Raw genomic sequence first — 22,285 nt, 5'->3', positions numbered from 1 at the left:
CCTTACACGCTTTTCGACAACATTTTTCTGTGGGTGTGGATCGACATGACAATCCCGAACCCGGCCATCAGCACGATCAGTGCGGAGCCACCATAACTGACCAGCGGGAGTGGAACCCCGACAACGGGCAGAATACCGCTCACCATACCAATATTTACGAAAACATAAACGAATAATATCAACATCAAACCGCCAGCCATGACCCGGCCGAAGGTGGTTTGCGCTCTGGCGGCAATCCACAGCCCGCGCATGATCAGCAAAATATAAAGTGCCAGTAGAATGAGTATACCGACCAGACCGAGCTCTTCCGCCAGCACCGCGAAGATAAAGTCGGTATGGCGTTCGGGTAAGAATTCCAGCTGCGACTGCGTGCCGTGTAACCAACCCTTGCCGCGCAGGCCACCGGAGCCAATGGCAATTTTAGACTGGATAATGTGATAACCCGCACCCAGAGGGTCGGTTTCCGGATCAAGAAGCATCATTACGCGTTGGCGCTGATAGTCATGCATCAGGAAGAACCACAAGATGGGGATAAACGCGGCAACCAGCACCACGGCAACGCCAATCAGTCGCCAGCTCAGGCCGGAAAGGAACAGCACGAACAGACCGGAAAGCGCGACCAGAATCGAAGTGCCAAGGTCGGGCTGTGCTGCAACCAGCAGCGTTGGCATGAAGATCAATACCAGCGCGATCGCCGTGTTCTTTAATGATGGCGGGCAGACATCACGGTTGATAAAGCGCGCGACCATCAGAGGGACCGCTATTTTTGCAATCTCAGAGGGTTGAAAGCGCACGATGCCAAGATCAAGCCAGCGTTGTGCCCCTTTGGATATTGCGCCAAAGGCATCGACCGCCACCAGCAAAATAATACAGATAATATACAGGTAGGGTGCCCAGCCTTCGTAGACTCGAGGGGGGATCTGCGCCATCACCACCATGACCACCAGACCCATGGCGATTTGCCCTACTTTTCGCTCCATCATGCCAATGTCCTGGCCGCTGGCGCTCCAGATAACCAGTGAGCTGTATACCAGCAGCGCAAGCAGAATAAGCATCATGGTGGGATCGATATGAATCTTGTCCCAGAACGTTCGTTTATTCGGATTATCCGTCATGATTATTGGTCCTCCGCCGCTGTAACCGCTGGGTTTTCCGCTGGCAAATTGGTGTTGTTGTCACCCAACATGATGTGGTCGAGGATTTGACGCATGATCGTACCTACCGCCGGACCTGCACCACCGTTTTCAAGGATGATAGCCACGGCAACCCGGGGATCGTTGTACGGCGCGAATGCCGTCATCAGTTTATGGTCACGTAAACGCTCGGCAATTTTGTGCGCATTGTAGGTTTCATTGGCTTTCAGACCAAAGACCTGCGCGGTACCGGATTTTGCGGCAATTTTGTAAGGCGCGCTGGCGAAGTATTTATGCGCAGTACCGTTCCCACGGTTTGCCACGCCATACATCCCGTCTTTAGCCAGTTCCCAGTAGCCCGAATGGATATCCCCGACCGGTTTTTCGGGCGGTTGTTCCCAGGGAACCTGTTTACCGTTTTCTGTTGTACTCATCAGGAGATGGGGAACCTTCACCACACCGTCGTTGATCAGGATCATCAGCGCTTTACTCATCTGGATAGGCGTCGCGGTCCAGTATCCCTGACCGATACCCACCGGAATGGTATCACCCTGATACCACGGTTTCTTAAAGCGCTTTTGCTTCCACTCGCGGGTCGGCATGTTGCCGGAACGCTCTTCGGAGAGGTCGATCCCGGTATAATGACCGTAGCCAAACTTACTCATCCACTCGGAGAGGCGGTCTATCCCCATATCATAGGCAATCTGATAGAAAAACGTATCCGCCGACTCTTCCAGTGATTTCGTGATGTTAAGGTGGCCATGCCCCCATTTTTTCCAGTCGCGGTAGCGCTTCTCGGAACCTGGCAACTGCCACCAACCTGGGTCAAACAGACCGGTATTACGGTTGATCACGCCTGCACTGAGCGCAGATACCACCACATACGGTTTCACCGTCGAGGCGGGAGGATAAACGCCCTGGGTGGCGCGGTTAACCAGCGGCGTATTCGGATCGTTGAGCAAACCTGAATAATCTTTACTGGAGATGCCATCGACAAAGAGGTTAGGATCGTAACTTGGCATGGAGACCATCGCCAGTACGCCGCCCGTTCGGGGATCGGTCACCACGACAGCGGCACGACTGCCTGCCAGCAGCGTTTCGATATATTGCTGAAGTTTGAGATCCAGCGTCAGGTAGATGTCGTGCCCGGCCTGCGGCGGCACCTCTTTGAGCTGGCGGATCACGCGACCACGGTTGTTGACTTCAACTTCTTCGTAACCCGTCTGACCGTGCAGAACCTCTTCGTAATAACGCTCAATACCGAGCTTACCGATATCATGCGTTGCGGCATAGTTGGCCAGTTTGCCGTCTTTATCAAGGCGCTCGACATCTTTGTCGTTAATCTTCGAAACGTAGCCAATGACGTGGGTCAGCGCAGAACCATACGGGTAGTAGCGACGTTTGTAGCCTTTCACTTCCACGCCGGGAAAACGGTACTGATTGACGGCAAAACGCGCCACCTGTACTTCTGTCAGGTTCGTTTTAACGGGAATTGAGGTAAAGCGGTGGGAGCGCGAGCGCTCTTTTTTGAAGGCAGCGATATCGTCATCGTTTAAATCGACGACACTGCGCAGCGCATCCAGCGTTTCCTGAACGTTATCCACCTTTTCCGGCATCATTTCTATCTGGTAAATGGTGCGGTTAAGGGCTAAGGGAATACCGTTACGGTCGTATATGATCCCGCGACTGGGGGCGATAGGCACCAGTTTGATACGGTTTTCATTTGAACGGGTCTGATAATCGGTAAAACGCACGATTTGCAGATTATAAAGGTTGGCGATGAGCACGCCGGTCAGCAGCAATATACCCAAAAAGGCAACCAGCGCCCGGCGCACAAACAGCGCGGACTCAGCCGTATAGTCGCGAAAAGAATTCTGTAGTTTCATCCGCTGCTTAATCTACTCAAGGCTTAAACGATCACTCACGGTGATAAGGGTGATTGGTGGTAATGCTCCACGCCCGGTACAGACTCTCTGCGACCAGCACCCGCACAAGAGGGTGGGGAAGCGTTAGCGCAGAGAGGGACCAGCTTTGTTCTGCCGCCGCTTTACAGGCAGGAGATAATCCCTCCGGGCCGCCAATCAGCAGGCTGACGTCGCGGCCATCCAGCTTCCAGCGTTCCAGTTCTGTCGCCAGTTGCGGCGTATCCCAGGGTTTGCCTGGGATATCCAGGGTGACGATGCGGTTTTTGCCTGCGGCGGCCAGCATCTGCTCACCCTCTTTGTCGAGTATGCGTTTAATGTCCGCGTTCTTGCCGCGCTTTCCCGCTGGAATTTCTATCAGCTCAAAAGGCATGTCTTTTGGAAAACGCCGAAGGTACTCCGTAAATCCCGTTTGTACCCAGTCAGGCATTTTCGTGCCAACAGCGACAAGTTGAAGCTTCACGCATTAACTCCAGAGTTTTTCCAGTTCGTACAGACGACGGCTCTCTTCCTGCATGACATGAACGATGACATCGCCCAGGTCAACGACGATCCAGTCCGCGACGTTTTCACCTTCAACGCCGAGCGGCAGCATGCCGGCAGCGCGAGATTCCTGTACCACGTGGTCGGCGATGGACATAACATGACGGCTGGATGTACCGGTGCAGATAATCATGCAGTCGGTGATACTGGATTTACCCTGAACGTCTAAGGCGATGATGTCCTGACCTTTCAGGTCATCAATTTTGTCAATAACAAAATCCTGGAGTGCTTTACCCTGCAAGTTTTCCCCCTGGGGTATGAATAGAGATAAAAAGGCCAGTTAGTATACCTGAACCAGAGGCGATGTCGGGACAAAAGTCACCGAACAGGCTTTAGAAAGTGGGCTATCATCCCACCCCACGCAACAGAATGCATCGCCATTTTTGTAAAACAATTTCTGCGAAGCTCTGAACGACGAAAAAAGTCTGGCTGCGGAGGATATCAGCCTGTCAGGGGGTGTCAATGATCGCGACGCCGCTGAAGTGAAAAAAGAGCGTTTTACTCACCTGGCTTCCAGACTGCCCGGCTGTTCAAAACCTTTAAGGTGGCAAAATCTTCACAGAAATCAATGGCGCTCCAACTGCCCTGATCGACCCGGAAATGCCATATCGAGGTAGCGGGCATCGATAATAGCCGTGCAATCAGCAGGCTCAACACGCCCTGGTGGCTGACCACCAGTAAGTTATTATATTCTTTGTAATCAGATAATTGTGCGATGAACCGTTCGATGCGCTGCGAAAATGCCTGGAAACCTTCGCCATTGGTGGGAATGGCGTTTTGCCAGTCTGCGCACCAGGCGGCGTAGCTTTCCGCGTCTTCACGTGCCAGATCGCGATGGTGTCGCATTTCCCAGTCGCCAAAAAACATCTCATTAAGCTCCGGCAAAATACGCACCGGAACGTCGCGTTCATGCAGGACTAACCGCGCGGTGTGGCGGGCGCGCTCCAGTTCACTGCAAAACACGTTCTCGAAAGGTACATCACGCAGCAATGTATTCAATGTGCTGGCCTGTGCTATTCCTTTGTCTGTCAATGGCGTGGGTGCATGGCCACTGTATAGCCCGGCTACGTTAGCTTCGGTTTCCCCATGACGTACTAACCAGAGTCGCATTTTTCCCCTCTTGATACCTATTCACGCAAAACATGATATTCGCCCTGATTGCGCAAGGATTTTTCAATAAACTAGACGCTTTTAACCGGAGCGGCACGATGCCTCTACTGAAGAGTGAACATGGCGGTAACACCCGGGAAGCCGCCGCATTGTTGGGCATCTTGCCTGAACAGCTGCTGGATTTTAGCGCAAATATCAATCCCCTGGGTATGCCTGAAAGCCTAAAACGCGCGATCATCGACAATCTTGCCAGTGCAGAGAAATATCCTGACGTGGAATATTTCAGTTTGCATCAGGCGCTGGCACGACATCACCACATTCCTGCTGCGTGGATTCTGGCGGGCAATGGCGAAACAGAGTCTATCTTTACGCTGGTTAAAGGCCTCAAACCGCGCCACGCGATGATAGTGACCCCTGGATTTGCCGAATACCGTCGGGCGCTACAGTGGGGGGAGTGTCAGATTCATGAGTTTGCGCTTCGCGAAGCCGATGGCTGGCAGTTGACTGACGCGATCCTCGACGCATTGACGCCTGAGCTGGATTGCCTCTTTCTTTGTACGCCCAACAACCCGACCGGACTGCTGCCTGATCCCCATTTGATCCTGACGATCGCCGAACGCTGTAAAGCGTTAGGGATCGCCCTGATCCTGGACGAAGCGTTCATTGATTTTATTCCTGATCAACAGGGATTTATTCCGCGACTGGAAAAACATCCGCATATCTGGGTTCTGCGCTCGCTCACCAAATTTTACGCCATACCGGGTCTGCGTCTGGGGTATCTGGTCAACAGCGACGAATGTGCCGTGGCGAAGATGCGCAATCAGCAAATGCCGTGGTCTATCAATGCGTTTGCGGCGCTTGCTGGCGAGATTATTTTGCAGGATACCGCTTATCAGCAGGCGACGTGGCAGTGGCTGGCGCAAGAGGGGCAGCGATTTTATGCGCTTTTGCGTGCATTGCCGGGACTGATGGTGTATCCCGGCCAGGCGAATTATCTTCTGTTACGCTGTGACAGGAAGGGCATTGATTTACAACAGGCTTTGCTGGAGCAACATATTTTGATTCGCAGTTGCGCCAACTACCCAGGGCTTGATGCCCGTTTTTACCGGGTAGCAATTCGTAGCCGCGAGGAGAATAACCGGGTGCTCACTGCGCTAAGCGAAGTGTTTACCGATACAGCCCCTGCTGATTGATGTAATTCAGAACGGACTCTGGCAGCAAATCATCGCAGGGTTCACCTTTTTCCAGACGCTCACGAATTAACGTTGCGGAGATATTGAACCATGGGGTTTCTGCCAGATAGATTTTGCCCGCAGGGAACTGGTGTAAATCATCTGGCAGAGACGTCAGATGGCGTTCCAGCCATTGCTGATGTTGCTCATTTGCCATCTGCAGCGGGTATCCCGGACGCCGACAGACGATCAAATGGGTATTGCCCAGAATGGTTTCATAGTCATGCCATGAGGGAAAGGTGAGCAGTGAGTCCTGGCCGATGATAAAGGCCAGAGGGCATTCCTGGCCCTGCTCAATCCGCCATTCGCGCAGCGTTTGCGCGGTGTAAGAGGCGGTGGGGCGCTTCAGCTCACGCTCATCCAGGACAAATAACGGTTTGTCGGCGATGGCCAGTTCAAGCATATGTTTGCGCTGGATACCCGAGGCTTCTGGTTGCTGGCGATGCGGTGGCACGTTGTTGGGCATGACAATGACCCGGGATAAGCCGATCAAATTGGCCAGCGTTTCTACGGGTTTGAGATGACCATAATGCACCGGATCAAAGGTGCCGCCAAACAGAGCCTGCAGTGATTTCATAATCAACCATCAATAAAAACATCGGCCAGTGCTTTATGACAGAGCAGGAGAGAGAGTCCCTCCAGCTCAGCCCACACCGACTGACCATAATCTTGTTTAAGCGTAATTTCTGTACGTGTCAGTAACTGTACCGCCTGGCGGAGCTGGGTCTGACTCAGGCGATTCAGCGCATCGCCCACCATGCCCCGGCGATTTTGCCATACCCGATGCTTATCAAATAAGGCGCGCAGCGGCGTATGCGCCGATTGTCGTTTCAGGTTAACCAGTAACAGTAACTCACGCTGTATTGTGCGCAGCAGAATCACGGGTTCGCTGCCTTCGAGCCGTAGCTGTTGCAAGATATGCAGCGCGCGTTTGCTTTTGCCCATCAGCAACGCGTCGACCCAATGGAAAGGGGTAAAATGGGCGGCATCGTTAACGGCTTGCTCCACGCGCGGCAGCGTGAGTTTCCCGTCGGGCCACAACAATGACAGCCGTTCCAGCGCCTGCGCCAGCGCTAACAGGTTACCTTCATAGCAGTAACACAGCAGCTGATTTGCCGCGTCATCCAGATGCAGACCATTTTGCTTTGCCCGTGCGGCAACCCAGCGCGGAAGCTGGGCTTGCTCCGGCGTCTGGCAACTGACCTGCACGCCAGCTGCTGCCAGCGCGGTGTACCATGCTGCATTTTCCTGGGCTTTGGTGAGTTTATTGCCCCGAACGATCAGCAGGAGATCGTCATGCAGAAGGGTCGTCAATGTCGCAAGTTGCTCGTTGATGGCAGCGTTAGGACCATTCTCGGGAAGCAGTAAAAGGAGTGTTTGCCGACTGGCAAACAGACTCATGGCCTGACATATCGAGAAAAGTGAATCCCAGTCGGTACTGGTATCGATCGTGACGGTGTGGTGTTCTTCAAATCCATTGTCGGCAGCGACCTGACGGATAGCATCCTGGCTTTCCTGTAAAAGGAGCGGGTCGTTGCCCAGCAATAAATACGCCGCGCGCAGCCCTTCATTGAGCTGTGCGCGGAGTTGTTCAGGGTACAACTTAAGCATCAGTTACCCAGCGTGGTAGTGACGCGTGACGAAGAAGATGCCGGAGCGGCGGTTGAACTCTCAACAGTCTTGTCGTCTTCTTTGGATGACTGAGCATCAGCAACATGAACGCTCGGCAGTTTACGAATCAACTGTTCGGCAGCCTTGTCGTACATCTCTTTGACGATCATCTCCTCTTCGTTATCCTTCGCCAGCGCCATCTGCGAGTTATCGAAGAACGAGCGGTATACCTTCACACTGATAGGATAAATGTCATTCCCGGGAACCAATACGCTGGCGTTAACGGTCATCACCATTTGATACTCCGCCGTTTGACCGTCCTGGAAAACAGAGGCCGTATCTTTTGCGATACTCACCCGGCCCAGACGCAACGACGGAACATCCTGACGCATCGAATCTTTATCAAGCAATTCGATATCATTCAGACGTAACTGATTACGCACCGCACGGCTTAACGGACCGTTTGGATCGCCTGAGTCCAGAATCATGGTTTTCATCGTGTCAGGAACCTGCGTGGTATTACGCAGGTGCCAGCCACACCCGGCGGTGGTCAGCACCGCCAGAGATAACACCAATGTTGTCAGAAATCGCACGCTTCCTCCCGCGCTTAGCCAACGACCAGATTGAGAAGTTTACCCGGAACGTAAATCACTTTACGCACGGTAACCCCATCAAGATATTTTGCCACCAGATGTTCCTGGCCAGCACGTTCGCGAACCTGCTCTTCAGTTGCATTCACCGGAACGGTGATTTTGCCACGGACTTTGCCGTTAACCTGAACCACAACCAGCGTGGAGTCTTCAACCATAGCGCTTTCGTCAGCCACTGGCCACGGCGCGTTATCGATATCGCCTTCGCCTTTCAGCGCCTGCCATAAGGTGAAGCAGGCATGCGGTGTGAACGGGTTGAGCATACGGACCACCGCCAGCAGCGCTTCCTGCATCAGGGCGCGGTCCTGCTCGCTTTCCGTCGGTGCTTTCGCCAGCTTGTTCATCAGCTCCATAATCGCGGCGATCGCGGTATTGAAGGTCTGACGACGACCAATATCATCGGTCACTTTCGCAATCGTTTTATGCACGTCACGGCGGAGCGCTTTTTGATCTTCGCTCAGGCTTTCGACATTCAGCGCGACAACCTCGCCCTGAGAAGTATGCTCGTAAACCAGTTTCCAGACACGTTTCAGGAAGCGGTTTGCCCCTTCCACACCGGACTCCTGCCACTCCAGCGTCATATCAGCCGGGGACGCAAACATCATAAACAGACGCACGGTGTCCGCGCCGTAACGTTCAACCATCACCTGCGGGTCGATACCGTTATTCTTGGACTTGGACATTTTGCTCATGCCGGTATACACCAGCTCATGGCCCGCGGCATCTTTGGCTTTAACAATACGGCCTTTTTCGTCGCGCTCAACGATAGCGTCAACCGGAGAAACCCAGTTACGCTCGCCGTTCTCGCCAACGTAGTAGAAGGCGTCTGCCAGCACCATACCCTGACACAGCAGCTGCTTAGCTGGTTCGTCAGAGTTGACCATGCCCGCGTCGCGCATCAGTTTGTGGAAGAAGCGGAAATAGAGCAGGTGCATGATGGCGTGTTCAATACCACCAATGTAGATATCAACCGGCAGCCAGTAGTTTGCCGCTTCCGGGTCCAGCATACCGTCGTTGTACTGCGGACAGGTGTAACGCGCGTAGTACCAGGATGACTCCATAAAGGTGTCAAAGGTGTCGGTTTCGCGCAGCGCTGGCTGACCGTTAACGGTGGTTTTCGCCCACTCAGGATCGGCTTTGATCGGGCTGCTGATGCCGTCCATCACCACATCTTCCGGCAGAATCACCGGCAGTTGATCTTCCGGGGTCGGCAGTACCGTACCGTCTTCCAGAGTCACCATCGGGATCGGTGCGCCCCAGTAACGCTGACGGGAAACGCCCCAGTCGCGCAGACGGTAGTTCACTTTACGCTCACCGACGCCCAGCGCTGTTAATTTGTCGGCGATAGCATTGAAACCTTCTTCAAAGCTCAGACCGCTGAATTCGCCAGAGTTAAACAGAACACCTTTCTCGGTCAACGCTTGCGCGGACAGATCCGGCTCGGAGCCATCAGCCGCCAGGATAACCGGTTTGATATTCAGACCGTATTTTGATGCAAATTCGTAATCGCGCTGGTCGTGACCTGGAACCGCCATCACAGCGCCGGTACCGTATTCCATCAGAACAAAGTTTGCCGCCCACACCGGGATCTCTTCACCCGTTAACGGATGAACCGCTTTAAAGCCAGTATCAACGCCTTTCTTCTCCATGGTCGCCATATCAGCTTCGGCAACTTTGGTATTACGGCATTCGTCGATAAAGGACGCCAGCAGTGGGTTATTCTCGGCCGCTTTCTGCGCCAGTGGGTGACCTGCAGCAACCGCCAGATACGTGGCGCCCATAAAGGTGTCAGGACGGGTGGTATAGACGGTCAGCGTGTTGTCATAACCGGTCACGTTGAAGGTGATTTCTACGCCTTCAGAGCGACCAATCCAGTTACGCTGCATGGTCTTAACGGTGTCTGGCCAGTGATCCAGGTTGTCCAGATCGCGCAACAGTTCGTCAGCGTAAGCGGTGATTTTGATAAACCACTGCGGGATCTCTTTACGCTCAACTTTGGTGTCGCAGCGCCAGCAGCAGCCGTCGATCACCTGTTCGTTCGCCAGCACGGTCTGGTCGTTAGGGCACCAGTTCACCGCAGACGTTTTCTTATACACCAGCCCTTTTTTATACAGCTCGGTGAAGAATTTTTGTTCCCAACGGTAGTATTCCGGGGTACAGGTCGCCAGCTCGCGGCTCCAGTCATAGCCGAAGCCCAGCATTTTGAGCTGGTTTTTCATGTAGGCGATGTTGTCATACGTCCACGGTGCCGGGGCGGTGTTATTTTTTACCGCCGCGCCTTCTGCAGGCAGACCGAATGCATCCCAGCCGATAGGCTGCAGGACGTTTTTGCCCAGCATACGCTGGTAACGGGCGATCACGTCACCAATGGTGTAGTTACGTACGTGGCCCATGTGTAGTCGACCAGAAGGATAGGGAAGCATAGACAGGCAGTAATACTTCTCTTTGCTCTCGTCTTCGGTTACTTCAAATGTGCGCTTCTCATCCCAGTGAAGCTGTACTTTGGATTCTATCTCTTCCGGGCGGTATTGCTCTTGCATGGCAGCCAGTGGTCCTGTTTTCAATACAGCTACAAACGTAGCCTTAGAGGTGGTGTTTCAGATCCGCATAGCATAGCCCAAACGCCCGCGTCAAAACAGCCTTTCGCGCATTCTGCTCTGAATTCCCGTAAGGACAATTCTTGCACGAATTTACATACTCTGTGGGCACTCTTGCAGAGTGGAACGCAAATAACGTCTATTATTATAGACAGTTAACGACCCAGGAGGCGAAGTGATGAACAAGGTTGCTCAATATTACCGTGAACTGGTGGCGTCATTAAGCGAACGCTTGCGAAATGGCGAACGAGATATTGACGCGTTGGTAGCACAGGCGCGTCAACGTGTTTTGCAGGCAGGGGAGTTAACACGAACGGAGGTGGACGAACTGACGCGCGCCGTCAGACGTGACCTGGAAGAGTTCGCCATGAGCTACGAGGAGAGCCAGAGCGAGGAATCCGACAGCGTTTTTATGCGGGTGATCAAAGAGAGCATCTGGCAGGAACTGGCCGACATCACCGACAAAACGCAGCTGGAGTGGCGCGAAGTTTTTCAGGATTTGAGCCACCACGGCGTCTATCATAGCGGAGAGGTGGTAGGGCTGGGCAATCTGGTCTGTGAAAAATGCCATTTCCATTTAGCGGTCTACACCCCGGATGTGCTGCCGCTGTGCCCGAAATGTGGTCACGACCAGTTCCAGCGTAGGCCGTTTGAGCCGTAATGCATTGTGCCGGATGGCGACGCTAACGCGTCTTATCCGGCCTACAAATGCACTGTTGCGTAGGCCGGATAAGCGTTAGCGCCATCCGGCATCGTTCAGGTGTAAAAAGCGAACTTCTCAGCCAGCAAGATTAATGCAGAATTTTAGCGAGGAAATCTTTGGCGCGTTCTGATTTCGGGTTGGCAAAGAAGGCCTCTTTTTCCGAGTCCTCGACGATTTTTCCTTCATCCATAAAAATGACCCGATTGGCCACTTTCCGGGCAAAGCCCATCTCGTGAGTCACCACCATCATGGTCATACCTTCATGCGCCAGCTCAACCATAACATCCAACACTTCATTGATCATTTCCGGATCGAGCGCGGAGGTCGGCTCATCAAACAACATCGCGATGGGATCCATGCACAAGGCACGGGCGATCGCCACACGCTGCTGCTGGCCCCCGGAAAGCTGTGCCGGAAACTTATCGGCATGCGCAGAAAGACCCACACGTTCAAGCAGTTTCAGCGCCTTTTTGCGAGCCGGTTCTTTCTCGCGCTTGAGGACTTTGACTTGCGCCAGCGTCAGGTTTTCAATGATGGACAGGTGCGGGAACAGTTCAAAGTGCTGGAAAACCATCCCTACACGAGAGCGTAGTTTTGCCAGATCCGTTTTTTTATCGTTAACGACGGTGCCGTCGACGGTAATTTCCCCCTGTTGAACAGGCTCCAGCCCGTTTACCGTTTTGATTAGCGTCGATTTACCGGAACCCGAAGGGCCGCACACGACCACCACTTCCCCTTTTTGCACTTCTGTGGAGCAGTCGGTCAGCACCTGAAAGTGACCATACCATTTAGAAACATTTTTCAGGGTAATCATTAAACTGTCCTTTTCTTCAGATAGGTGACCAACAACGACGCGCTCAGGCTAATAACAAAATAGACGGCGCCCGCGAACAGAATCATTTCGACCTGTGTACCGTCGCGTTCGCCAATGGTGGAGGCGGTACGGAAGAAGTCCGCCAGACTCAATACGTAGACCAGGGAGGTATCCTGGAATAGCACAATGCCCTGGGTGAGCAGCAACGGCACCATCGCGCGAAACGCCTGCGGCAATATAATCAGTTTCATTGACTGCCAGTGTGTCATTCCTAATGCCAGTGCCGCACTGGACTGGCCGCGTGAAATACTCTGGATACCAGCACGGATAATCTCTGAGTAATATGCCGCTTCAAACATGGAAAACGCGACCATTGCTGAAATCAACCGAATATCGGCTTTCGGCGAGAGTCCAAGAACATCCTGTAGTAGCCCCGGTACAATCAGGTAAAACCACAGCAGTACCATCACCAGTGGGATGGAGCGGAATACGTTGACGTAGGCTTTGGCAAACCAGGCAACAGGCGCAAAGCTGGAGAGTCGCATCACCGCGAGAATAGTTCCCCAGACAATCCCGATGACAACGGCGGTGACGGTAATTTTCAGGGTAATGACCAGTCCCGCCAGCAGATAAGGCATAGAGGGAACAATGGAATTCCAGTCAAACTCGTACATTATTTGCCTCCCAAATTGCCAGGCAGGCGGATTTTGCGTTCCACCAGACTCATCACCAGCATGATGAAGGCGTTAATCAACACATAAGCCAGCGTAATGGCGGTAAACGATTCCCAGGCGTGAGCGGAGTAATCCAGCAGTTTGCCCGCCTGTGCGGCCATATCCACCAGACCAATCGTGGACGCGATGGCCGAGTTCTTCACCAGGTTCATCATCTCTGACGTCATTGGCGGCACAATCACGCGATACGCATTCGGCAGCAAAACATAGCGATACGCCTGCGGCAGCGTAAGGCCCATGGCCAGCGCGGCATTTTTTTGCCCACGCGGCAATGACTGGATAGCGGCACGAACCTGTTCGCAAACACGTGCAGCAGTAAACAACCCCAGACAAAACAGGGAAGAGAGAAAGAATTGAATGTTGGGGTCCAGCTCAGACTTGAACCACATGCCGATATTTTCGGGCAACAGTTCTGGGATCACCAGATACCAGGTGAAAAATTGAACAATCAGCGGAACGTTACGAAACAGTTCTACATACAGCGTGCCGAGGCTGGAGAGGAAGCGGTTAGGAACGGTGCGCAGGATGCCGAACAAGGATCCGACCAGGAAAGCAATAATCCAGGCGCTAATGGATAACGCGACGGTGACCTGAAAGCCGCTCCAGAGCCAGCCGAGATAGGTGGTGTTGCCGAACGGGGCTTGTTGTAAAAAAATCCCCCAGTTCCAGTCTATTGACATAAATCTACTCCAGAAAAAAAAGGGTAGCAGGGCTACCCTCGAAGATTGTTGCGCAGCGACTTGCGGTTTTCAGGCCAGGTGGGGAACGACCACCTGGCATATAGTCTGTCCGTGCTGAGCAGCAATCGAGAGGGAGGGAAAACCTCCCATTATTTTAGTTAGTTAAGCGCTTTATCATTCGGTTCTTTGAACAGCGTTTTCATCTGCTCAGACAGTTCAAAATTCATATTCAGGTTCTTTGGTGGGATCGGGTTTTTAAACCATTTAGCGAACCATTTCTCCGCTTCACCTGAGGTCTGTGCTTTGGCGATGGTGTCATCCATCAGCTTTTTAAACTCGGGATCGTCTTTACGCAGCATACAGCCGTAGGCTTCCTGGGATTGCGGCTTACCGACGATTTCCCAGTTGTCCGGTTTCTTCGCTTTTGCGCGTTCGCCGGCCAGCAGCGCGTCATCCATCATAAAGGCCACCGCACGACCGCTTTCCAGGGTACGGAAGGAGTCGCCATGGTCCTTCGCGCTGATGATGCGCATGTCCATTTTTTGTTCTTCATTCAGTTTATGCAGCAGCACTTCGGAGGTTGTGCCGGAGGTGACGACGACCGCTTTCCCTTTCAGGTCCGGGAAGTCTTTAACATCACCGCCTTTTTTCGCCAGCAGACGTGTACCGACGACGAAAATAGTGTCGGAGAAGGCCGCCTGTTTCTGACGTTCAAGGTTGTTGGTGGTGGAGCCACATTCAAAGTCGAATGTGCCGTTTTGCAGTAGCGGAATACGGTTCTGAGAAGTGATTGGGATCAGCTTCACCTGCAGGTCAGGTTTGTTGAGTTTTTTCTTCACGGCTTCAACGATGGCGTTGGAGTAATCCTGTGAATAACCCACCACTTTCTGCTGGTTGTCGTAATAAGAGAATGGTACTGAGGATTCGCGATGGCCGACGACGATGACGTCGTTTTTCGCGATCTTGTCCAGCGTGCTACCTGCGGCGGGTGCTGCATCTTCTGCATGCGCCAGACCGGCAGACATTCCCATCACCAGCATTGCTGTGGCCAGCTTACGTAATTGCATATCCAACTCCTTTATCGTCTGCGTCAGAAACGCATTGATACCCATTGTGAGTGTCTGTGTTGTTATCACCTGCAACTTTAATGTGCAGTGTTATGACTGTTTGTTAACATTTAGTCTGGCTTAATGTAAAGATATTGCTGCGTTATTGTTTATTTTTGCGAAGTGCGCCGCACCGTTTAGAGACAATAATTTGTCATTGCACTATTTTGGCGCTACCAACGAACGGTATTGGTGCGACCAGGTTGCACAATCGGTCAAAAACGCATTTATCTTGTATAACAAAGCAATAGACGTGCCAGAGTGAAATACGGGAGGGAAGTTGTAGGCCCGGTAAGCGAAGCGCCACCGGGCAAAAGGGGAGGGAGATTACTTACGACGCTGGCGCAGACTCATGATCACCGCACCAAAACCCAACAATGCAGTGATAATCCACAGCGGCCAGTTGCCGGTGCGGGCGTAGGGTGTCAGGCCCGTCGTTGGCGTGACGCTAGTAGTCAACACCTGACGGGTAAACTGTGGGATCATCGCCTGGATGTCGCCCTGCGGTCCAATGACTGCCGTAATGCCGTTATTGGTACTGCGCAACAGCGGACGCGCCAGTTCCAGTGAACGCATCCGCGCCATCTGGAAGTGCTGCCACGGACCAATCGATTTACCAAACCAGGCATCGTTCGAGATGGTCAGCAGGTAATCGGTATCGGGGCGGAAGTTGTCCCGTACCTGTTCACCGAGAATAATTTCGTAGCAAATGGCGGCGGTCAGTTTGAAGCCGTGCGCATGCAGTTGTGGCTGCACATACGGCCCACGACTGAACGACGACATCGGCAGGTCGAAGAACGGCGCAAGCGGGCGCAGAATAGATTCCAGCGGGACAAACTCACCAAACGGAACAAGGTGGTTTTTGTTATAGCGATTGGTGGAGTCGTAACTGTACGGACTGTCTTTACCCAGCGTGATGATGGTGTTGTACGTATCGTAACGGTTTTTCTTGTTCAGACGCGCATCAACAATGCCAGTAATCAGCGTGCTGTTTTTCGATTTCAGCAGGTCATCCATCATGCTAAGAAAACGCTGCTGATTAATTTCCAGGTCCGGAATCGCGGACTCAGGCCAGATAATCAACTGCGATTTTCCAAGCTCAGGCTGTGAGGCGTCGAGATAGATTTTTAACGTGTTGATCAGCTGATTCTCATCCCACTTCAGCGATTGCGGGATATCGCCCTGTACCATGGAAACCTGAATGGTTTTTTCCGGCTCAGGGGTATACCACTGGATATAGCGCAGTGGGAAAGGAAGGGCGAAAAGCACCACCGCCACGACACAGGAACGCCATTGGCGAGTGGCGATGGCGAGGACCAACAGACCGCTGACCATCATCAACAGGAAGTTAATGGCTTCCACACCCATTACCGGCGCCAGCCCTTTCAGCGGCCCGTCAATCTGGCTGTAACCGAACTGCAGCCACGGGAAGCCGGTTAATACCCAGCCGCGCAGGAATTCTGTTATTTGCCAGACAACCGGGGCGGCAATCGCCACGCGCAGCCAGGTGGCCTTTGGCCACAAGCGTGATAATACGCCGGCAAAAAGCCCGGTATAAAGCGAGAGATAAGCGGCCAGTAACACCACGAGAAAGATGTTAACCGGGCCGGGCATGCCGCCAAACTGCGCAATGCTAACGTAAACCCAGTTAATGCCGGAGCCGAAGAGTCCCAGTCCCCAGAAATACCCCACGGCGGCAGACTGAAGCGGACGGCGATTTAAGGTGAGGGCCTGCAAACCCATGAGCGACACAATCGCGGCAGGCCAGAGATCATACGGAGAAAAGGCCAGCGTGCCGCAGGCGCCGAATAATAACGCCAGCAGCAGGCGAATGCGCTGGCGTTCAATCAATGAGGCAAATGCCATTTTAAGTCCAATCCTGGTTTTATTCGTCCAGTTTCGGCTGAGGTGAGTCATCCGGAATTCTGACATGAACCTGAATAATACGACGGCTATCGGCCATCGCTACTTTGAACTGATAACCATCAATGTCGATGGTTTCACCACGCGCTGGCAGATGACCAAACGCCTGCATCACCAGCCCACCAATGGTGTCGACCTCTTCATCGCTAAAGCTGGTGCCGAAAGCGTCGTTGAAGTCTTCAATGGGCGCCAGCGCGCGAATGGTCCAGGTGTGGCGACTGAGTTGACGGAAGTCGATATCGTCTTCCTCGTCGTACTCGTCTTCAATTTCACCGACAATCAGTTCAAGAATATCTTCAATGGTCACCAGACCCGAAACACCGCCGAATTCGTCAATGACGATCGCCATATGGTAACGCTGAGAGCGAAACTCCTTCAGCATGCGGTCAACACGCTTACTCTCAGGTACGACAACTGCCTGGCGTAACACTTTTTCCATGCTGAAAGCATCGGCATCGCTGCGCATAAACGGCAGCAAATCCTTCGCCATCAGAATCCCTTCAATGTGATCTTTGTCTTCGCTGATCACCGGAAAACGCGAGTGAGCAGACTCGATGATGACATCAAGGCACTCGTCCAGGGTTTGGTTGCGTTTCAGGGTAATCATCTGGGAGCGGGGGATCATGATGTCACGAACGCGTTGGTCCGCAATGTCCATCACCCCTTCGAGCATGTCGCGCGTATCTTCATCGATAAGCTCGTTCTGCCCGGAATCACGGATCAGCGCCAGCAGTTCGTCACGGTTTTTCGGTTCACCGTGGAACAGTTGGCTCAGTAACAGGGAGAAAAATCCCTTTTTGCTGTTTAATGTGTCACTACTGTGTGAATTGTCGTCGCTCATGGCGTCGTATGGGTTCTCATGTGAGTTAATGGGTTGCTCGTCACGCGTGTATTCAGCGCGCGGCATTATATCGAGCAGCCGGGCATCAGCCCGGTCGCTTATTCCTTCTCGGCAATGTACGGATCCTCATAGCCCAGAGCAAGCATAATCTCTGTTTCAAGGGATTCCATCTCTTCCGCTTCGTCATCTTCGATATGATCGTAGCCCAATAAATGCAGGCTACCGTGCACCACCATATGCGCCCAGTGGGCATCCAGCGGTTTGCCCTGTTCCTTCGCTTCTTGCTCAACCACCTGACGGCAGATTATCAAATCGCCCAGCAGCGGCATCTCAATACCCGGTGGCGCTTCAAACGGGAAAGAGAGTACGTTGGTTGACTTATCTTTGCCACGGTACGTCAGGTTAAGATCGTGGCTTTCGGCTTCATCCACCAGACGAATGGTAACTTCTGACTCTTCCTGAAACTGTGGGATCACCGCATTCAGCCATGTCTGAAACTGACTTTCTTCCGGTAAGCCCGCGTTGCTTTCACATGCGAGCTGTAAATCGAGAATAACCTGACTCATTTTTGTCCTTGCTCTTGGGCTTCATGCTTACGAACGGCAGCAAGTTCTGCTTTTCGTTTTTGTTCTGCTTCTTCCCAGGCTTCATAGGCGGTAACGATCCGCGCGACCACCGGGTGGCGTACAACGTCTTCACTGTGGAAGAAATTAAAACTGATCTCATCAACTTCAGAGAGTACTTCAATGGCGTGGCGCAGGCCTGACTTGGTGCTACGCGGCAAGTCAATTTGCGTGATGTCGCCGGTGATCACCGCTTTAGAATTAAAACCGATACGCGTCAGAAACATTTTCATCTGTTCGATGGTGGTGTTCTGGCTTTCATCGAGAATGATAAAGGCGTCGTTCAGGGTACGACCACGCATATAGGCTAGCGGTGCGACTTCAATCACGTTGCGTTCAATCAGTTTTTCGACCTTTTCAAAACCTAACATTTCGAACAGGGCGTCATACAATGGACGCAAATAGGGATCGACTTTTTGACTCAAATCGCCTGGCAGGAATCCCAGCTTTTCCCCGGCTTCCACCGCCGGACGGGTCAGCAGAATACGGCGAATTTCCTGACGCTCAAGAGCATCGACGGCAGCGGCGACCGCAAGGTACGTTTTGCCTGTACCGGCGGGACCAACCCCGAAGGTGATATCGTGATCAAGAATATTAGCGATGTATTGCGCCTGGTTTGGCGTACGTGGCTTAATCACGCCGCGTTTGGTTTTGATGTTCACCGCTTTGCCGTACTCTGGCACGCTCTCTGCGCTCTGTTCCAGCACCCGCGCTTCTTTGATGGCGAGGTGGATCTGTTCCGGCTCAATATCCTGCGTTTGACCACGCACCGGCGCGGTATCGACATACAGACTGCGCAAAATATCTGCCGCAGCAGTCACGCAAATCGGGCGACCGGTCAGTTTAAAGTGGTTGTCACGACGGTTAATCTCGATGCCGAGACGGCGCTCCAGCTGTTTAATGTTGTCATCAAACGGGCCGCAAAGGCTCAGCAGACGGGCATTGTCTGCAGGCTCAAGGGTGATTTCGCGAGTGTCTATGTTCAAACTGTTCCTCTTATGCATAGGGCGCCGGAAGATGAATATTCCCGGCCTGTAAGGAAATTATTCACGCCACAGGATAAAGGCGCAAGCATTGCAATGAAGATGGGGACAAAGAGGGGAATTACAAGGCCTGCCCGGTGGCAGGCCTTGAGGATTAAGGCTGGTAGAATCCAACGCCTGAGTCGTTCTCTTTACGGGTACGGGCAATGACCGACTCCGGGGTTTCTGCAATACGCAGGCCCATTTCGTCTTCTGTGCGGATAACTTTACCGCGCAGGGAGTTTGTCCAGACGTCAGTGATTTCCACATCGACAAACTTACCGATCATGTCCGGGGTTCCTTCAAAGTTCACGACCCGGTTATTTTCGGTACGACCCGACAGCTCCATGATGCTCTTGCGCGAAGTCCCTTCCACCAGAATACGCTGCGTGGTGCCGAGCATACGGCGGCTCCAGGCCGTCGCCTGCTGGTTGATACGTTCTTGCAGGATATACAGACGCTGTTTTTTATCTGCTTCCGGGACGTCGTCAACCATATCGGCTGCGGGGGTACCCGGGCGGGCGGAGAAGATAAAGCTGTAGCTCATGTCGAAGTTCACGTCGGCAATCAGCTTCATGGTATGCTCGAAATCTTGCGTCGTTTCGCCAGGGAAGCCGACGATGAAATCGGAGCTTATCTGAATGTCCGGACGCGCTGCGCGCAGTTTACGGATGATCGCTTTGTATTCCAGCGCAGTGTGGGTACGCCCCATCAGATTCAGCACGCGATCTGACCCGCTTTGTACTGGCAGATGCAGGAAACTCACCAGTTCAGGGGTATCACGGTAGACTTCAACGATATCATCGGTGAACTCGATCGGATGGCTGGTGGTGAAACGAATACGGTCAATACCATCAATCGCGGCGACCAGACGCAGCAAATCGGCGAATGAACCGGTGGTGCCGTCGTAGTTCTCGCCACGCCACGCGTTAACGTTCTGACCGAGCAGATTCACTTCGCGGACGCCCTGGGCAGCAAGCTGGGCGATTTCAAACAGAATGTCATCCGACGGACGGCTGACTTCCTCACCACGGGTGTAGGGCACCACGCAGTAAGTACAATATTTGTTGCAGCCTTCCATGATAGAGACAAATGCCGTTGGGCCGTCGGCACGCGGTTCCGGCAGACGGTCAAACTTCTCGATCTCCGGGAAGCTGATATCCACGACCGGACTACGGTTGCCGCGCACGGAGTTGATCATTTCAGGCAGACGATGCAGTGTCTGTGGCCCAAAAATGATGTCGACATAGTGCGCACGCTGACGAATATGGTCACCTTCCTGGGACGCCACACAGCCGCCGACGCCGATAATCAGGTTCGGGTTTTTCTCTTTTAAGAGCTTCCAGCGACCCAATTGATGGAAGACTTTTTCCTGAGCCTTCTCGCGGATTGAGCAGGTATTCAGCAGCAGCACATCCGCTTCTTCCGCCACTTCGGTCAGTTGATACCCGTGGGTGGCGTCCAGCAGATCGGCCATCTTCGATGAATCGTACTCGTTCATCTGACAGCCCCAGGTTTTAATATGGAGTTTTTTGGTCATCGACTTGCTCTTGCGAAATAGTAGCCAGGAATGCAGGGCGCATAGTGTAATGCTTTGACGCGGTTGTGACCAGTATGACCGTTATCAGCCTCAAGGGGTAAAAAATCCTGTAAACTTAATGCATATTGCTAACAGGATGATTGACCATGACAAATCAACCAACGGAAGTAGCCATTGTCGGCGCTGGGATGGTCGGCGGCGCGCTGGCGCTGGGGCTGACGCAACAAGGATTTTCGGTGACGGTCATAGAACATGCCGCCCCTGCGCCATTTGTTACCGACAGCCAGCCCGATGTGCGTATCTCGGCGATAAGTGCGGCGTCAGTGTCGTTACTCAAAGGTTTGGGCGTCTGGGATACGGTACAAGGGATGCGTAGCCACCCATACCGCCGTCTGGAAACCTGGGAGTGGGAAAACGCCCATGTGATGTTCGATGCCGCTGAGCTTAAATTACCGCTGCTGGGATATATGGTGGAGAACAACGTTCTGCAACGTGCACTCTGGCAGGCGCTGGAGGCGCATCCGAAAGTCACGCTGCGTGTTCCCGCCTCCCTCATTGCCTTGCACCGTAACAATGACCGTCACGAGCTGGAGCTGGCCGATGGCGAGATAATCACGGCAAAACTGGTGGTGGGCGCAGATGGCGCTAACTCGCGGATTCGGCAAATGGCGGGCATCGGTATCCATGCCTGGCAGTACGATCAATCCTGCATGTTGATCAGCGTGCAATGTGACCGCGATCCTGGCGACAGCACCTGGCAACAATTTACGCCAGACGGTCCACGCGCATTTCTGCCGTTGTTCGACAATTGGGCGTCGCTGGTGTGGTATGACACGCCAGCCCGAATTCGCCAGTTGCAGAGCCTGAGCATGCCGCAGTTGCAGGTTGAGATTGAAAAACATTTCCCTTCGCGTTTGGGCAGCGTCACAGCCATAGCAGCAGGGGCGTTTCCGCTCACGCGTCGGCATGCATTGCAGTACGTTCAGCCAGGACTGGCGCTGGTGGGGGATGCGGCGCACACCATTCATCCGCTTGCAGGGCAGGGAGTGAACTTAGGCTATCGGGATGTTGATGCGTTGATCGACGTGCTGGCGAATGCGCGGAGCTACGGTGAATCCTGGTCCAGCCATCAGGTGCTGAAACGCTATCAGACACGCCGTATGACCGATAACTTCATCATGCAGAGTGGGATGGATCTGTTCTATGCCGGGTTCAGTAATAATCTGCAACCGCTGAGGATCATGCGCAATATTGGGCTGATGGCAGCAGAACGAGCCGGGGTACTTAAGCGCCAGGCGCTGAAATATGCGTTAGGGTTGTAATTTGAATGCAGGCCTACGATTGTAGGCCTGATAAGCGTAGCGCCATCAGGCAATAAACGCAGAAAAGCAAAAAGCTCGCCGAAGCGAGCTTTTCTTATGTGGCTGGGGTACGAGGATTCGAACCTCGGAATGCTGGTATCAGAAACCAGAGCCTTACCGCTTGGCGATACCCCAACGTT

Annotated in this window: 21 protein-coding genes and 1 tRNA gene; 3 read left to right on the top strand and 19 right to left on the bottom strand. The window is 53.1% G+C overall.

All coding sequences use genetic code 11. The features are described 5' to 3' along the window. Positions 1-2: 2 nt before the first annotated feature. The 5 genes from mrdB to AC07UY_RS02790 form a co-directional block, all read right to left on the bottom strand. Positions 3-1,115 carry a peptidoglycan glycosyltransferase MrdB gene (gene mrdB / locus AC07UY_RS02810; RefSeq protein WP_203358508.1) on the bottom strand — a complete coding sequence of 371 codons (1,113 nt, stop codon included), beginning with the start codon at positions 1,113-1,115 and terminating at the stop codon, positions 3-5. 2 nt (positions 1,116-1,117) lie between these two features. Further along, a complete protein-coding gene (mrdA, locus tag AC07UY_RS02805; RefSeq protein WP_203358507.1) occupies positions 1,118-3,019 on the bottom strand; it encodes a peptidoglycan DD-transpeptidase MrdA in 1,902 nt (633 codons plus the stop codon). A 31-nt stretch (positions 3,020-3,050) separates the two neighbouring features. Further along, positions 3,051-3,518, bottom strand: coding sequence for a 23S rRNA (pseudouridine(1915)-N(3))-methyltransferase RlmH (gene rlmH, locus AC07UY_RS02800; RefSeq protein WP_003022725.1), 468 nt, complete (start codon positions 3,516-3,518; stop codon positions 3,051-3,053). Between the two features lie 3 nt (positions 3,519-3,521). Further along, the gene (gene rsfS, locus AC07UY_RS02795) at positions 3,522-3,839 is read right to left on the bottom strand and encodes a ribosome silencing factor (RefSeq protein WP_162382576.1); all 318 of its coding nucleotides are present in this window, start codon (positions 3,837-3,839) and stop codon (positions 3,522-3,524) included. A gap of 257 nt (positions 3,840-4,096) precedes the next feature. Beyond that, positions 4,097-4,708, bottom strand: a complete 612-nt coding sequence (locus AC07UY_RS02790; RefSeq protein ID WP_203358506.1) for an adenosylcobalamin/alpha-ribazole phosphatase — start codon at positions 4,706-4,708, stop codon at positions 4,097-4,099. 98 nt (positions 4,709-4,806) lie between these two features. Between AC07UY_RS02790 and cobD the strand changes: the two genes are divergently transcribed. Then, entirely contained in the window at positions 4,807-5,901 is a 1,095-nt protein-coding gene (cobD, locus tag AC07UY_RS02785; RefSeq protein ID WP_494659347.1) for a threonine-phosphate decarboxylase CobD, read from the top strand. Here the strand turns inward: cobD and nadD are convergent. From nadD to leuS, 4 genes are read right to left on the bottom strand one after another with little or no spacing between them, the layout of a single operon-like run. Beyond that, entirely contained in the window at positions 5,876-6,517 is a 642-nt protein-coding gene (gene nadD / locus AC07UY_RS02780; protein ID WP_494659348.1) for a nicotinate-nucleotide adenylyltransferase, read from the bottom strand. The genes cobD and nadD overlap by 26 nt on opposite strands. 2 nt (positions 6,518-6,519) lie before the next feature. Further along, the gene (gene holA / locus AC07UY_RS02775) at positions 6,520-7,551 is read right to left on the bottom strand and encodes a DNA polymerase III subunit delta (protein ID WP_494659349.1); all 1,032 of its coding nucleotides are present in this window, start codon (positions 7,549-7,551) and stop codon (positions 6,520-6,522) included. Beyond that, entirely contained in the window at positions 7,551-8,144 is a 594-nt protein-coding gene (gene lptE / locus AC07UY_RS02770; RefSeq protein WP_494659350.1) for an LPS assembly lipoprotein LptE, read from the bottom strand. The genes holA and lptE overlap by 1 nt, the downstream gene beginning before the upstream one ends. A 14-nt stretch (positions 8,145-8,158) precedes the next feature. After that, complete coding sequence (gene leuS, locus AC07UY_RS02765; protein ID WP_494659351.1) at positions 8,159-10,741, bottom strand: leucine--tRNA ligase; 2,583 nt, start codon at positions 10,739-10,741, stop codon at positions 8,159-8,161. Positions 10,742-10,976: 235 nt separating this feature from the next. Between leuS and AC07UY_RS02760 the strand changes: the two genes are divergently transcribed. Further along, positions 10,977-11,459, top strand: a complete 483-nt coding sequence (locus AC07UY_RS02760) for a zinc ribbon-containing protein (RefSeq protein WP_192611545.1) — start codon at positions 10,977-10,979, stop codon at positions 11,457-11,459. Positions 11,460-11,589: 130 nt separating this feature from the next. Here AC07UY_RS02760 and gltL read toward each other — a convergent pair whose 3' ends face one another. From gltL to miaB, 9 genes are all read right to left on the bottom strand, one after another. Continuing rightward, a complete protein-coding gene (gene gltL, locus AC07UY_RS02755; RefSeq protein WP_162382568.1) occupies positions 11,590-12,315 on the bottom strand; it encodes a glutamate/aspartate ABC transporter ATP-binding protein GltL in 726 nt (241 codons plus the stop codon). After that, positions 12,315-12,989 (bottom strand): glutamate/aspartate ABC transporter permease GltK, encoded by a 675-nt coding sequence (gene gltK, locus AC07UY_RS02750; protein ID WP_494659352.1) that lies wholly within the window; start codon positions 12,987-12,989, stop codon positions 12,315-12,317. The genes gltL and gltK overlap by 1 nt, the downstream gene beginning before the upstream one ends. Next, positions 12,989-13,729: a glutamate/aspartate ABC transporter permease GltJ gene (gltJ, locus tag AC07UY_RS02745; RefSeq protein ID WP_192611547.1), complete on the bottom strand. Its 741-nt coding sequence runs from the start codon at positions 13,727-13,729 to the stop codon at positions 12,989-12,991. The genes gltK and gltJ overlap by 1 nt, the downstream gene beginning before the upstream one ends. A 158-nt stretch (positions 13,730-13,887) precedes the next feature. Beyond that, positions 13,888-14,796: an amino acid ABC transporter substrate-binding protein gene (locus AC07UY_RS02740; protein ID WP_301696374.1), complete on the bottom strand. Its 909-nt coding sequence runs from the start codon at positions 14,794-14,796 to the stop codon at positions 13,888-13,890. A gap of 366 nt (positions 14,797-15,162) precedes the next feature. After that, positions 15,163-16,701, bottom strand: coding sequence for an apolipoprotein N-acyltransferase (gene lnt, locus AC07UY_RS02735; RefSeq protein ID WP_494659353.1), 1,539 nt, complete (start codon positions 16,699-16,701; stop codon positions 15,163-15,165). A gap of 19 nt (positions 16,702-16,720) precedes the next feature. After that, on the bottom strand, positions 16,721-17,599 hold the full coding sequence (gene corC, locus AC07UY_RS02730; protein WP_192614318.1) for a CNNM family magnesium/cobalt transport protein CorC: 879 nt from the start codon (positions 17,597-17,599) through the stop codon (positions 16,721-16,723). 98 nt (positions 17,600-17,697) lie between these two features. Beyond that, positions 17,698-18,165, bottom strand: coding sequence for an rRNA maturation RNase YbeY (gene ybeY / locus AC07UY_RS02725; RefSeq protein WP_203358497.1), 468 nt, complete (start codon positions 18,163-18,165; stop codon positions 17,698-17,700). Next, positions 18,162-19,208, bottom strand: a complete 1,047-nt coding sequence (locus tag AC07UY_RS02720; protein WP_203358496.1) for a PhoH family protein — start codon at positions 19,206-19,208, stop codon at positions 18,162-18,164. Before AC07UY_RS02720 ends, ybeY begins: the two co-directional genes overlap by 4 nt. Positions 19,209-19,359: 151 nt before the next feature. Next, positions 19,360-20,784 (bottom strand): tRNA (N6-isopentenyl adenosine(37)-C2)-methylthiotransferase MiaB, encoded by a 1,425-nt coding sequence (gene miaB / locus AC07UY_RS02715; RefSeq protein WP_494700786.1) that lies wholly within the window; start codon positions 20,782-20,784, stop codon positions 19,360-19,362. A gap of 146 nt (positions 20,785-20,930) precedes the next feature. Here miaB and ubiF point away from each other — a divergent pair, with 146 nt between their 5' ends. Continuing rightward, the gene (gene ubiF / locus AC07UY_RS02710; protein WP_494700787.1) at positions 20,931-22,106 is read left to right on the top strand and encodes a 3-demethoxyubiquinol 3-hydroxylase; all 1,176 of its coding nucleotides are present in this window, start codon (positions 20,931-20,933) and stop codon (positions 22,104-22,106) included. A gap of 99 nt (positions 22,107-22,205) precedes the next feature. On the opposite strand, the gene AC07UY_RS02705 is transcribed toward ubiF, so the two are convergent. Beyond that, a tRNA-Gln gene (locus AC07UY_RS02705) sits at positions 22,206-22,280 on the bottom strand. Between the last annotated feature and the right edge of the window lie 5 nt (positions 22,281-22,285).

Source organism: Citrobacter sp. GW821-FHT02E08, from assembly GCF_059421685.1.
This window is presented reverse-complemented; position numbering and strand designations above follow the sequence as displayed.